This window comes from Pseudomonas sp. Pseusp21, assembly GCF_059492145.1.
In genome coordinates, this window is sequence record NZ_CP168520.1 from 2370913 (window position 1) to 2383111 (window position 12199).

At 60.5% G+C, this 12199-nt stretch carries 10 protein-coding genes; 5 read left to right on the forward strand and 5 right to left on the reverse strand.

Annotated elements, in window-relative coordinates; genetic code table 11:
- Positions 1-14: 14 nt before the first annotated feature.
- From ACEN93_RS10675 to ACEN93_RS10685, 3 genes are all read left to right on the forward strand, one after another.
- Positions 15-1115 carry a DUF1513 domain-containing protein gene (locus ACEN93_RS10675; protein ID WP_039765884.1) on the forward strand — a complete coding sequence of 367 codons (1101 nt, stop codon included), beginning with the start codon at positions 15-17 and terminating at the stop codon, positions 1113-1115.
- Positions 1116-1262: 147 nt separating this feature from the next.
- The gene (locus ACEN93_RS10680) at positions 1263-2411 is read left to right on the forward strand and encodes an efflux RND transporter periplasmic adaptor subunit (RefSeq protein WP_495611392.1); all 1149 of its coding nucleotides are present in this window, start codon (positions 1263-1265) and stop codon (positions 2409-2411) included.
- Positions 2412-2424: 13 nt separating this feature from the next.
- The gene (locus tag ACEN93_RS10685) at positions 2425-5454 is read left to right on the forward strand and encodes a multidrug efflux RND transporter permease subunit (RefSeq protein ID WP_495611393.1); all 3030 of its coding nucleotides are present in this window, start codon (positions 2425-2427) and stop codon (positions 5452-5454) included.
- 63 nt (positions 5455-5517) lie between these two features.
- Here ACEN93_RS10685 and ACEN93_RS10690 read toward each other — a convergent pair whose 3' ends face one another.
- The 5 genes from ACEN93_RS10690 to colR all read right to left on the reverse strand — a co-directional run bounded on the left by ACEN93_RS10690 (position 5518) and on the right by colR (position 9243).
- Positions 5518-5745 (reverse strand): hypothetical protein, encoded by a 228-nt coding sequence (locus tag ACEN93_RS10690; RefSeq protein WP_011335717.1) that lies wholly within the window; start codon positions 5743-5745, stop codon positions 5518-5520.
- A gap of 2 nt (positions 5746-5747) precedes the next feature.
- Positions 5748-6461, reverse strand: a complete 714-nt coding sequence (locus ACEN93_RS10695) for a lipopolysaccharide kinase InaA family protein (RefSeq protein ID WP_103387004.1) — start codon at positions 6459-6461, stop codon at positions 5748-5750.
- 4 nt (positions 6462-6465) lie between these two features.
- The gene (locus ACEN93_RS10700) at positions 6466-7134 is read right to left on the reverse strand and encodes a class I SAM-dependent methyltransferase (protein ID WP_039765880.1); all 669 of its coding nucleotides are present in this window, start codon (positions 7132-7134) and stop codon (positions 6466-6468) included.
- Between the two features lie 161 nt (positions 7135-7295).
- Positions 7296-8570 (reverse strand): sensor histidine kinase, encoded by a 1275-nt coding sequence (locus ACEN93_RS10705; RefSeq protein WP_039765878.1) that lies wholly within the window; start codon positions 8568-8570, stop codon positions 7296-7298.
- Positions 8560-9243, reverse strand: coding sequence for a two-component system response regulator ColR (gene colR, locus ACEN93_RS10710; RefSeq protein ID WP_007953224.1), 684 nt, complete (start codon positions 9241-9243; stop codon positions 8560-8562). The genes ACEN93_RS10705 and colR overlap by 11 nt, the downstream gene beginning before the upstream one ends.
- 201 nt (positions 9244-9444) lie before the next feature.
- Between colR and ACEN93_RS10715 the strand changes: the two genes are divergently transcribed.
- Both ACEN93_RS10715 and ACEN93_RS10720 read left to right on the forward strand, forming a co-directional pair.
- Positions 9445-11394 carry an LTA synthase family protein gene (locus tag ACEN93_RS10715; RefSeq protein ID WP_495611394.1) on the forward strand — a complete coding sequence of 650 codons (1950 nt, stop codon included), beginning with the start codon at positions 9445-9447 and terminating at the stop codon, positions 11392-11394.
- Between the two features lie 51 nt (positions 11395-11445).
- Positions 11446-12189, forward strand: coding sequence for a phosphatase PAP2 family protein (locus ACEN93_RS10720; protein WP_103387006.1), 744 nt, complete (start codon positions 11446-11448; stop codon positions 12187-12189).
- The last annotated feature ends 10 nt before the right edge of the window (positions 12190-12199 follow it).

Below are 12199 nucleotides of genomic sequence, written 5' to 3' on the forward strand. Positions count from 1 at the left end.
TGAGGGCACGTGCCATGCTGCGACGCCAGGCTCTGACTTTAGGTAGTTTGCTGCTGGGAGCAGTGACGCTGGGCGGCTGGACGCTGTTCAAACGCAAGGACCAAAGCCCGCTGCTGCTGTCGGCGCGGGACGACACCGACGGCAAGCATTACGCCGTCGGCTATCGGCTGGACGGCACCCAGGTGTTCGCCACGGAAGTCGGCCAGCGCTGCCACGACATCATCAATCACCCGACGCTGCCGATCGCGCTGTTCGTCGCTCGCCGGCCGGGCACCGAGAGCTACCTGATCGACCTGCGCAGCGGTGCATTGCTGCAAACCGTGACGTCGCAGCCGAACCGGCATTTCTATGGCCACGCAGTGATCCATCACAGCGGCGATTACCTGTACGCCACCGAAAACGACACCACCGATCCGGGCCGTGGCCTGCTCGGAGTGTACAAATTCGAAGGCGAACGGCTGGTGCACAGCGGCGAGCTTTCCACCCACGGTCTCGGCCCGCATCAGGTGTCGTGGATGCCCGACGGTGAAACCCTGGTGGTGGCCAACGGCGGGATCCGCACCGAGGCCGAAAGCCGGGTCGACATGAACCTCGACGCCATGGAACCGAGTCTGGTGCTGATGCAACGGGACGGCACTCTGCTGAGCAAGGAAACCCTCGCCCAGCAGATGAACAGCGTGCGCCACCTGGGAATCGCCAGCGACGGCACCATCGTCGCCGGCCAGCAATTCATGGGGCCTTCCCACGAGCGTTCGGAGCTGCTGGCGATCAAACGTCCCGGTCAGCCATTCGTGGCGTTCCCGGTGCCGGACCATCAGTTGCAGTCGATGGGTCATTACACCGCCAGCGTCGCCGTGCACAGCGACCTGCGTCTGGTGGCATTGACCGCACCGCGCGGCAACCGCTTCTTCATCTGGGATCTGGACAGCGGTGAAGTGCGCCTCGACGCCCCGTTACCCGACTGCGCCGGTGTCGGTGCGGTGAAGGACGGGTTTGTCGTGACCTCCGGTCAGGGACGTTGCCGCTACTACGATTGCCGTCAGGACGATCTGCTGGCCAAACCGCTGGATTTGCCCGCAGGGCTCTGGGACAACCATCTTCATCTGATGGCCTGAAATTCGCCGCCGACCGTTGGGTCGGCGGCCCCGCTTCTCTCCACCTTCTTCCCTTACACCCGGTAAAAACTGGCAGTTGGAATCCCTGCCGGACTCGGGGTAATGTGCCCGCCTGTCTCGCCTGATTTTCTCCAAGGAACTGGAAATATGCTGCGTCGCCGCATGCTGATCATGTTGGGTGTTGTACTGCTGATCGTTCTGCTTCTCGCCGGTTACAAGGCCTTCTCGATCTATACGATGATCCAGGGCTTTTCCAAACCGAAGCCGCCGATCAGCGTCGCCGTGGCCACCGCCGTCGAGCGCCCGTGGCAGATGCGTCTGCCCACCGTCGGCACGCTGAAGGCATTGCAAGGCGTCGACCTGAGCCTGGAGAACGCCGGCACCGTCACCGAGCTGAAGTTCGAATCGGGGCAGAAGGTCAAGGCCGGCCAACCCTTGCTGCAACTGGACAGCGCCGTCGAAGCGGCCTTCCTCGAAACCGCCAAGGCCGATCTCGGCCTCGCGCAGCTGGATTACGGTCGCGGCAGCCAGCTCGTCGGCAGCAGCGCCATCTCCAAAGGCGAATTCGACCGGCTCTCGGCGCAGTTGCAAAAGAACAAGGCCACGGTCAATCAACTCAATGCGGCACTGGCCAAAAAACGCATCGTCGCGCCCTTCAGCGGCACCATCGGCATCCGCCTCGTCGACATCGGCGACTACCTCGCCAGCGGCACCAAGATCGCCACTCTGCAGGATCTGAGCAGTCTCTACGCCGACTTCTACGTGCCCGAACAATCGGTGCCGAAACTGGCTATCGGTCAACCGGTACAGATCACGGTCGCGGCGTATCCCGGCCAGCATTTCACCGGCGCCATCAGCGCCATCAACCCGATCGTCGAAAGCACCACCCGTAACATCCTCGTGCGCGCCACCCTGGCCAACCCCGATGGCAAGTTGCTGCCGGGCATGTTCACCAGCATCGACGTGCTGCTGCCGGATCCGCAGAAACACATCGTGGTCCCGGAAAGCGCGATCACCTACACCCTCTACGGCAACTCGACGTACGTGGTCACCCAGAAGAAAGCCGAAGACGGCACCGTCGAGAAAGACGACAAGGGCCAACCGGTGCTGATCGCCGAGCGTCGGTTCGTCGAGACCGGCGAACGCCGCGATGGCCAGGTGATGATCAACAAGGGCGTGCAGAGCGGCGAACAGGTGGTGACGGCCGGCCAGATCAAACTGGACAACGGCGCCCACATTGCCATCAGCGACGACAAGACCCTCGGCGAGCAGAACAGTCCGCCCCGCGCCGACTGATCAAGGAAACCCCATGGCTTTTACCGATCCGTTCATCCGCCGCCCGGTGCTCGCCACCGTGGTCAGCCTGCTGATTGTGCTGCTGGGCTTTCAGGCCTGGAGCAAGCTGCCGCTGCGCCAGTACCCGCAAATGGAAAACGCCCTGATCACGGTGACCACCGCGTACCCCGGGGCCAACGCCGAAACCATTCAGGGCTACATCACCCAGCCGATGCAACAGAGCCTGGCCAGCGCCGAGGGCATCGACTACATGACCTCGGTCAGTCGCCAGAACTTCTCGGTGATTTCGATCTACGCGCGCATCGGCTCCAACAGCGACCGTTTGTTCACCGAATTGCTGGCCAAGGCCAACGAGGTGAAGAACAAGCTGCCTCAGGACGCCGAAGATCCGGTGCTGAGCAAGGAAGCCGCCGACGCCTCGGCGCTGATGTACATCAGCTTCTTCAGCAAGGAGCTTAACAACCCGCAGATCACCGACTACCTGTCGCGGGTGATCCAGCCGAAACTGGCGACCCTGCCGGGCATGGCCGAGGCGGAGATTCTCGGCAACCAGGTGTTCGCCATGCGCCTGTGGATCGACCCGGTGAAACTCGCCGGTTTCGGCCTCAGTGCCAGCGACGTGACCAACGCGGTGCGCCAGTACAACTTCCTCTCCGCCGCCGGCGAAGTGAAAGGCGAGTACGTGGTCACCAGCATCAACGCCAACACCGAACTGAAGTCCGCCGAAGCCTTCGGCAAGATCCCGCTCAAGGTCAGCGGTGACAGCCGGGTGCTGCTCAGCGATGTGGCACGGGTCGAGATGGGCGCGGAAAACTACAACTCGATCAGTTCGTTCGGCGGCACGCCCTCGGTGTATATCGGGATCAAGGCCACGCCCGGCGCCAACCCGCTGGAAGTGATCAAGGAAGTACGCAAGATCATGCCGGAGCTGGAAGCCCAGTTGCCGCCCAACCTCAAGAGCGAGATTGCCTACGACGCCACGCTGTTCATCCAGGCCTCCATCGACGAAGTGGTGAAAACCCTGTTCGAGGCGGTGCTGATCGTGATCGTGGTGGTGTTCCTGTTCCTCGGTGCCCTGCGTTCGGTGGTGATTCCGGTGGTGACCATTCCGCTGTCGATGATCGGCGTGATGTTCTTCATGCAGATGATGGGCTACTCGATCAACCTGCTGACCCTGCTGGCGATGGTGCTGGCCATCGGGCTGGTGGTGGACGACGCGATTGTGGTGGTGGAAAACATCCACCGGCACATCGAAGAAGGCAAGACACCACTGGAGGCCGCACTCGAAGGCGCCCGGGAAATCGCCATGCCGGTGGTGTCGATGACCATCACCCTGGCGGCGGTCTACGCACCGATCGGCTTCCTGACCGGGCTGACCGGGGCGCTGTTCAAGGAGTTTGCGTTGACCCTGGCCGGGGCGGTGGTGATTTCCGGCGTCGTCGCCCTGACCCTGTCGCCGATGATGTGCGCCATGCTGCTGCGCCACGATGAAAACCCCACGGGCCTGGCCCACCGCCTCGACCGGATTTTCGACAGCCTCAAGCGGCGCTATCAGAGCATGCTGCACGGCACGCTCAATACCCGGCCGGTGGTGCTGGTGTTTGCGGTGATCGTGCTGTGCCTGATTCCGGTGCTGCTCAAGTTCACCAAGTCGGAACTGGCGCCGGACGAGGATCAGGGCATCATCTTCATGATGGCCAACGCCCCGCAGCCGACCAACCTCGACTACCTGAACACCTACACCGACGAGTTCATCAAGATCTTCAAGGAGTTCCCGGAGTACTACTCATCGTTCCAGATCAACGGCTATAACGGCGTGCAGAGCGGCATCGGCGGCTTCCTGCTCAAGCCCTGGAACGAGCGCAGCCGCACGCAAATGGAAATCCTCCCCGAGGTACAGGGCAAACTCGAGGACATTCCGGGCCTGCAGATCTTCGGTTTCAACCTGCCGTCCCTGCCCGGCACCGGTGAAGGCCTGCCGTTCGAGTTTGTGATCAACACCGCCAACGACTACGAACTGTTGCTGCAAGTGGCCGACCGGATCAAGAAGCGCGCCATGGAGTCGGGCAAGTTCGCCTTCGTCGACCTTGATCTGGCTTTCGACAAACCCGAAGTCGTGGTCGACATCGACCGCGCGAAGGCTGCGCAGATGGGTGTGTCGATGCAGGATCTGGGCGGTACGCTGGCGACTTTGCTGGGCGAGGCGGAAATCAACCGGTTCACCATCGAAGGCCGCAGTTACAAGGTCATCGCCCAGGTCGAACGGGCCTACCGCGACAACCCGGACTGGCTGAACAACTACTACGTGAAAAACACCCAGGGCGAACTGCTGCCGCTGTCGACCCTGATCACCGTGACCGACCGTGCGCGACCGCGACAGCTCAACCAGTTCCAGCAACTCAACGCGGCCAAGCTGTCCGGGTTCCCGCTGGTGAGCATGGGCGAAGCCATCGACAGCGTGTTGCAGATCGCCCGGGAAGAAGCCCCGGCCGGTTTTGCTTTCGATTACGGCGGCGCATCGCGGCAGTTCGTCCAGGAAGGCAGTGCGCTGTGGGTAACTTTTGCCTTGGCCCTGGCGATCATTTTCCTGGTGCTGGCGGCGCAGTTCGAAAGCTTCCGCGATCCATTGGTGATTCTGGTGACCGTGCCGCTGTCGATCTGCGGGGCGCTGATTCCGCTGTTTCTCGGCTGGTCGAGCATGAACATCTACACCCAGGTCGGGCTGGTGACGCTGATCGGGCTGATCAGCAAGCACGGGATCCTGATCGTCGAGTTCGCCAACCAGTTACGCAAGGAGAAAGGCCTGACACCTCGCGAGGCGGTGGAAGAAGCGGCAGCGATTCGTCTGCGCCCGGTGTTGATGACCACGGCGGCTATGGTGTTCGGCATGGTGCCGCTGATCGTGGCAACCGGCGCCGGTGCCGTCAGCCGCTTCGACATCGGGACGGTGATTGCCACGGGGATGTCGATCGGGACGCTGTTTACGCTGTTTGTCCTGCCGTGTGTTTACACCGTGCTGGCGAAACCCGACCCCAAGGAATGACGCAATAAAAAAGGCCTCGCATCAACGAGGCCTTTGGCTCTTGTGAAAGAGATTTCAATCGATTCAACTCTGCGGCCTCATCCCTTGAGAAAGTCCGAACATGAACAGCAATAGATCATGATCGGGTTGTGTGGCCACGGCAGCTTTCGCCACCCGTGGCATCGGGCAATGCGGATCACTGGCCGATGCGCCAATGACCTGCATGCGTGGCTGTTCCCAGGCCGCCACCGCCAATGATGCAACTGCCAAGGCTCCTACCAGAAACAAACCTCGTGCAATTTCTAGTTTCATCGCTATAAACCTTTGATAGCGCTGCCAAACGCCGTCTCATAAAAGTAGACGAGTTTTTTCCAGTCGGTAGCGCTGAACGACGAGTGGCGGCGCAGTTGCTTCATGTCATGGGCGGCCGCGCGATGAGCGGTCAGACGCTGACGGCATTTTTCCAGATCGATCAGGGCGACTTCGACCTTCGCCGATTCACCTTCGCCCGTCACCCGCACAAACACGTGTTTGATGTAGATGCAGCTGTGCTGCCAACGGCCCTTGTGCATGCGTGCCAGATTTTCGGCGAGGTCCTTGAGCACGCGCTCATAGACTGCTTCGCCATATTGCTCGCGACCGCCACCGGCTTCCCAATGTTCAAGCTCCTGAAAGCCATCGAGGGACTTGGTCACCAACAGCGCACGCCATTTGAATTTCGGATCGGGCTGGGCACCGCAGAACACGATTTCGGGCACCCGGACACCGAGACGGGAAACCCCGGTCAATGCATCCAGCTCGCGCAACACGGTCGGCCGCCCGAACGGGTGCAGCCAACTGCGATAAATATGTCCGATCTGGCGTTTGGCATACAGCAGCTGGCCATCGCGCCCCACGACCCGTTGCACACCACTTTCGCCACCACGGCGGACATTGGGTTCCTCGACCCACTCGCCACGCTGGTTCCAGTAGTAGTCGAAGCGATCCTCGGGAGCGACTTCCCCTTCTACTGCAAATTGCACTGCCATCCTCTTACCTCTTGCGTAATACGTAAACTCGCCACATGGCATAGAGCGGAATAAAGTCCAGTTGTTCCTGGATCCGAAATCCTGCTTCTTCGAATTCCTTTTCAACTGTTGCTGCCGGTAACACAAACCGGTTCTGGTAACCCTCCTGCCCACGCTTGCGCTCGGCGCGCTTGCGTTTCCAGGCCTTGAAATTGCCATCCACCCACAGCGAAATGATCACGCTGTCCCGGGTGACACGCTCGAACTCGCGCAGAATCGCCCGGCGGTGCTCGGCTTCGCCGATGTGATGCAGCAGTCGCATGCAAAAAATGCTGTCGACGGCGTTATCAGGCAAGGCAATGTCGAACGCAGACGTGTGCAAGGGTTGTACCCGTTTCACCACATCCGCCGGTTGTGCCTGCATGGCGGTCTTGATCATCGACTCGGAGTTGTCCGCCCCGATGATCACCCGGTTGGGCTTTTCCGCCAGCAATGGCCAGAAACGTCCTGCGCCGCAGGGCAGGTCCAGCACCAGGCCCGGCTCGCCAACAAGGGTCAATGCCTTGCGGGCCAACTGCTGATCTCGCCAATTGGACAAACGACGCCCCAAACCGTCCTGATGTTTACGCAGGTACTTCTGCGCATGCTTGTCGTCGTACTTTTCGGAAAAATCGAGCTTGATCGGGCCGGCCATCACCAGAACTCCTGAATTACTGATGACGCCACCTTAAGCAGCGGCGTGTCAGCGTCAGGTCATCCCTTTGTGAAAAAAACGTCATGTAAATCGGCAAACTATTTCAAGGTTATACAGGATTTAGACAGATTGGAGGCACTCTCGCGTCAGATGCAACGCTCTTAGCGCTTGCCCAGATCCACCTCGAAACGGCAGCCATTGGGTTCCATCGTGCTCAAAGTGACACTCCAGCCCTGGTTCTCGCAAATGCGTTGAACCAGTGAGAGGCCCAAACCAAGGCCCTCGCCGCGCTTTTCGTTGCCGCGCACGAAAGGCTGGAACATGGCTTCGCGCTTTTCCTCGGGAATGCCCACGCCCGAATCCTCGACCACGAATCCGTTGGCATTGAGGGTCAAGCGAATGAATCCCTGTTCGGTGTAGTGCAAGGCGTTACGCAACAAGTTGCCCATCACGGCATTGAGCAACGTCGCGTTATAACGGGTGTCGGGCGGATTTCCCGGCTCGAAAATCAGCTGCAAACCCTTGGATTCGATGGGTTCGCGCCACAGGCACAGCAAGCTGTCGGCCACCTGCGACAGGTTTTGCTGAGGGGCTGCGCCTGCATCTTCACGCTGGGCCCGTGCCAGCATCAGGAAGGTCTGCACCAGTTCACGCATTTCCTCACTGGCCCGCGCAATGCGCTGAACCTGAGCCTTGCCGCGCTGATCGATACCCGGGTTTTCCAGCAGCAGTTCACAGGAGCTGGCCAACACCATCAGCGGTGTACGCAATTCGTGGCTGACGTCGCTGGTGAACAGTCGCTCCCGCGTCAGCGCCTGTCGCAATCGTCCAAGGGTTGCATCGAACGCCACCGCAAGCTCGCCCACCTCGTCCGCCGCGTAGTCCGGCGCCAGCGGAGGCGCCAGTCCGAGCAACTGATCGCGATGACGTACCTGGCGGGCCAGCCGCACCACCGGGGCCATCACCTTGCGGGCCAGCACCCAGCCAAGGAACACTGCCAGCGCCAGACTGAGCACGAAGCCCACCAGCACCACGGCGAACAGCACTCGCTCACGCTCTTCAAAATCGCTTTGATCCTGCAGCAGCACATAACGCCGACCATCAACGATCTCGACCATTGCGTGATACGACAGCTGCTCGCGAAAGACTTCATGGAAACCTGAATCCAGGTGTCGCAGATCCTTGGGCAGCTCGAAATCGCCCGGCCCGCCACTGAAATAAAACAACTGATCCGGTTCTGGTCGATGGCTCCAGTCCGAGACATTGTCCATCAACAGCAGGCGTTGCAGGTCGCCCCCCAGCCCGGCGGAAATCAGTTTTTCCTCGACCAGGTGCACGGTCGCGACGATGCCCATGGCGAACGCCCCGGCTACCAGCGCGCTCATCAGCGCAAAGGCGATGATGATCCGCTGGGCAAGGCTTTGCTTAAACTCCATCGCGGCCCTCGGCCAGGCGATAGCCCACGCCATGCACGGTGTGCAGCAATGGCTTGGCGAACGGTTTGTCGATTACCTGACGCAATTGGTGGACGTGGCTGCGCAGGCTGTCGCTGTCCGGGCAGTCATCGCCCCACAGCGCTTCTTCGAGAATTTCCCGGCGCAGGACATGCGGGCTCTTTTGCATCAGCACCGCCAGCAGTTTGAGGCCGACCGGGTTGAGCTTGAGCAATTTGCCTTCGCGGGTCACCTCGAGGGTATCGAGGTCGTAGCTCAGATCACCGACCTGCAGGGCACGACGGCCGCCGCCCTGGGTGCGGCGCATCACGGCTTCGACCCGGGCCGCCAGTTCCGACAGCGCAAACGGCTTGACCAGATAATCGTCGGCCCCGGACTTGAAGCCCTGCAAACGGTCATCGAGTTGATCCCGGGCGGTGAGCATGATCACCGGCGTATCGCGACGGGCGTCTTCGCGCAAGCGCTTGCACAGGGTGTAGCCGTCGATGCCCGGCAGCATGATGTCGAGCACGATCAGGTCGTAATGCTCGGTGGCGGCCAGATGCAGGCCCGACAGACCGTCCTGGGCGCAGTCGACGGTGTAGCCTTTGAGCCCCAGGTAATCGGCCAGATTGGCCAGGATATCGCGGTTGTCTTCGACCAATAGAATTCGCATGGGCACCTCCTCCGTACACGGTAGCGGCCGTCTTGGCCCGCGCAGCTTACGGCCATCGCCGACTCACGGCTAGGGCGGCAAGCAGCACAAATCCAGTCTTTCAACCAAATTCATTCGTTAACAAGTTTTTCACTATCGGTTCACAACCTGACTACAGTGACCCAGTGAAACTCTCGCGCCAAGATATAAGGAATGTAGACAATGGACTTCTTCAAGACGGCGCCCATGCGCTTTCTGCTGCTGGTCACCGGCGCCTGGCTGGTGGTGTTTCTCCTGACCCGAACCGTGTTGTTGCTGACTCACCTGGATGAGGCCGGCGGCGTAGCACTTTCCATGTTCGGCATTGGTTTGTTGTATGACTTGGGCTTCCTCGCCTATGCCGCGCTGCCGATGGGGCTGTACCTGTTGCTGTGTCCGCCGGCCCTGTGGCGTCGGCGCGGTCATCGCTGGTTCCTTCAAGGACTGCTGACCATCAGTCTGTTCGCCATGCTGTTCACCTCAGTGGCCGAATGGCTGTTCTGGGACGAGTTCGGCGTGCGCTTCAATTTCATCGCCGTCGACTATCTGGTGTATTCCGATGAAGTCCTGAACAACGTGCTGGAGTCGTATCCCATCGGCATGTTGCTGAGCATCCTTGCGCTGCTCGCCGTGGCGCTGAGTTTCGCGTTGCGCAAACCTTTCAACGCAGCGCTGGACGCCCCGCTGCCGCCACTGCGCGGTCGCCTGTTCAATGCCCTCGGCCTGTTGGTCGTCGCGGGACTGAGCCTGCAACTGCTCAGTCAGGACTCGCCGCGCGCTCAGGGCGGCAATGCCTATCAGAATGAACTGGCGAGCAATGGCCCGTATCAATTCTTCGCCGCGTTCCGTAACAACGAACTGGACTATGGCCAGTTCTACAGCAGTCTGTCGCCGGAAAAAGTCGCCGGCCAGATACGTGCTGAATTGAGCGAACCCAACGCGCGCTTCATCGGCCAGGATCCACAGGACATCCGCCGGGTGATCGACAATCCGGGCACCGAGCGTAAACCGAACATCGTACTGGTCACCATCGAAAGCCTCAGTGCCAAGTATCTGGGCAGCAATGGCGATGAACGCAACCTGACACCGAATCTGGATGCCTTGCGCAAGCAGAGTCTGTACTTCAACAATTTCTACGCCACCGGCACCCGCACCGATCGCGGCCTGGAAGCCATCACTCTGGCCATTCCGCCGACGCCGGGCCGTTCAATCGTCAAGCGCATCGGCCGCGAAAGCGGCTTCGCCAGCCTCGGCCAGCAACTCAGCGCCGTCGGCTACGACAGCGTGTTCGTCTACGGCGGACGCGGCTATTTCGACAACATGAACGCGTTCTTCAGCGGCAACGGCTACCGCGTGGTCGATCAGAGCAGCGTCGATGAATCGGAAATTCACTTCAAGAATGCCTGGGGCATGGCCGACGAGGATCTGTACAAACAGACCCTGAAACTGGCCGATGCCGATTACGCCAGGCAGCAGCCTTTCCTGTTGCAACTGATGACCACCTCCAACCACCGCCCTTACACCTATCCGGACAATCGGATCGACATCAAGTCCGGCAACGGTCGCGATGGCGCGGTGAAATACACCGACTACGCCATCGGCCAGTTCCTGGAGCAGGCGCGACAGAAACCGTGGTTCGACAATACGATCTTCATCTTTGTCGCCGATCACACCGCCGGCAGCGCGGGCAAGGAAGACTTGCCGATCAGCAACTACCAGATCCCGCTGTTCATCTATGCACCGAAGCTGATCGAACCACGGGAAAACGCACAACTGGCCAGCCAGATCGACCTCGCGCCGACCCTGCTGGGCTTGCTGAACCTGGATTACCAATCGACGTTCTTCGGTCGCAACCTGCTGCAGGACAACCCGCTGCCACCGCGAGTCGTGGTCGGCAACTATCAACATCTGGGACTGTTCGATGGGAAGGATCTGGCGATCCTCAGCCCGCGCCAGGGCCTGCGCCGGCATGACGATGCGCTGACCGAAAGTCGCGAGTCCAAGGCCGGCAGCGACGACCCGCTGATCAGCCGCGCCATCACCTATTACCAAACGGCCAGTTATGGCTTCAAGCAACAGCTACTTGGCTGGAAAGCGCCCAAGGAGGGTGCCGAGCAAGTCAGCGAACGTTAATCGAAGCGCCCCGGGCTGATGCCCCGGGGCGTTTCCCGCTCTGGATATGTCATGTCATCAAGCGTTGTACGCCCTGCCCCTCGCCCACTGAATTTCTGGTTGTGCCTGGGGATTCCCGCCGTGGCGGCCGTCATTCTGGTGTTGCTGGAGCTGACCGATCTGGACATGGATCTAGCCCGGCTTTTCTATGACCCGGCTGCCGGTGACTTCATTGGCCGCCACAGCTACTTCCTGGAAAACATCCTCCACGACCGCGCCAAACAAGTGGTGATCGCCTTTTCGGTGTTTGCCATCCTCGGGTTCATCGGCGCGTTTTTCATCGAGCGGCTCAAACCGTTCAAGCGTGAGCTGGGCTGCCTGGTGTTGTCGCTGGGTCTGGCCACCTCTTTCGTCACGCCGGTGAAAGCGGTGACAGCGGTGCAATGCCCTTGGAGTCTCGAACAATTCGGCGGCCACGAAACCTACAGCAAACTGCTGGAGCATCGCCCGCCGACCGACAAGCCCGGTCGTTGCTGGCCCGGCGGTCATGCGGCCACCGGTTTTACGTTGTTTGCGCTGTTCTTCGTGCTGCGTGATCGTCGCCCACGGTTGGCACGCCAGGCATTCATCTTTGCCTTCGCACTGGGTTCGGTGTTTTCGATCAGCCGGATGATGCAGGGCGCGCACTTCTTTTCCCACAACGTGTGGACGGCGATCTTCTGCTGGCTGATCTGTCTGGGGTCGTATTACTGGATTCTGTATCGACCGGCAGTAAAGGCTGAAACAGCAACACAGGCCCGGCCGGTCAACGCCTGAATCCTGGAAC

Bases quoted from the DNA above. Each gene is read 5' to 3' on its own strand.
- ACEN93_RS10685 (WP_495611393.1), top strand. From the start codon at position 2,425: ATGGCTTTTACCGATCCGTTCATCCGCCGCCCGGTGCTCGCCACCGTG.
- ACEN93_RS10700 (WP_039765880.1), bottom strand. From the start codon at position 7,134: ATGGCCGGCCCGATCAAGCTCGATTTTTCCGAAAAGTACGACGACAAG.
- ACEN93_RS10675 (WP_039765884.1), top strand. From the start codon at position 15: ATGCTGCGACGCCAGGCTCTGACTTTAGGTAGTTTGCTGCTGGGAGCA.
- ACEN93_RS10680 (WP_495611392.1), top strand. From the start codon at position 1,263: ATGCTGCGTCGCCGCATGCTGATCATGTTGGGTGTTGTACTGCTGATC.
- colR (WP_007953224.1), bottom strand. From the start codon at position 9,243: ATGCGAATTCTATTGGTCGAAGACAACCGCGATATCCTGGCCAATCTG.
- ACEN93_RS10695 (WP_103387004.1), bottom strand. From the start codon at position 6,461: ATGGCAGTGCAATTTGCAGTAGAAGGGGAAGTCGCTCCCGAGGATCGC.
- ACEN93_RS10690 (WP_011335717.1), bottom strand. From the start codon at position 5,745: ATGAAACTAGAAATTGCACGAGGTTTGTTTCTGGTAGGAGCCTTGGCA.
- ACEN93_RS10715 (WP_495611394.1), top strand. From the start codon at position 9,445: ATGGACTTCTTCAAGACGGCGCCCATGCGCTTTCTGCTGCTGGTCACC.
- ACEN93_RS10705 (WP_039765878.1), bottom strand. From the start codon at position 8,570: ATGGAGTTTAAGCAAAGCCTTGCCCAGCGGATCATCATCGCCTTTGCG.
- ACEN93_RS10720 (WP_103387006.1), top strand. From the start codon at position 11,446: ATGTCATCAAGCGTTGTACGCCCTGCCCCTCGCCCACTGAATTTCTGG.